This is a genomic window from Hydrotalea lipotrueae (assembly GCF_019249625.1).
GTDB classification, from domain to species: domain Bacteria; phylum Bacteroidota; class Bacteroidia; order Chitinophagales; family Chitinophagaceae; genus Hydrotalea; species Hydrotalea flava.
Map to the genome: position 1 here is coordinate 1 of NZ_JAESDL010000070.1, position 565 is coordinate 565.

Genomic DNA, 565 nt, shown 5'->3' on the forward strand with positions numbered 1-565 from the left:
CAGATGTGTATAAGAGACAGATATACAAATCCTTTACAGAACAGTTAGATTTATTAAGTTTATTAAGAATATAATTTGAGAAATATTCAAAATCGTTTTGCATAATTATAGATTTTCTGACATTGCTTTTGATTGTTTTTGAAATATAATTTTTCAGAAACTTAAAGTAGGAGATTTGATCGTTTGTATGAATTGGGTGTATTAAATAATCTGTATTTTGAGTGCTACATGTGTAATTATATTTGTTATTTATTTTTAAAAAAAATAATTTTTTTGTTTCATGCAATAAATTTGAATAAGGATGATTTAAATGATTGTCATGAAAATATTTTATTATTTTACAAAAATAGTCAGGGTATAACTCCTGTAATTTCAAAGTCATAGATAAACAGGTTTTTTCATCTCGTTTGAAATGTCCTAATAGATGTATATAATTTTGATGGCAAGGAACTTCATGAATATTCCCAATTTTTTGATATTCATTATCATTTATCTTTTCATTAAATAAATATGAAATTTTTTTCTTTTTTTCTTTCGCCATCGTTAGAAATAAATGCTGCTCAAA

The 565-nt window shown here is 23.2% G+C and carries 1 protein-coding gene; it reads right to left on the bottom strand.

Going from position 1 to position 565, the window contains the following annotated elements; translation table 11 throughout:
- Positions 1-541, bottom strand: a 541-nt coding sequence (locus JK139_RS15420) for a DUF6734 family protein (protein ID WP_218332193.1), incomplete at its 3' end; no start/stop codon positions are given.
- Positions 542-565: the final 24 nt, after the last annotated feature.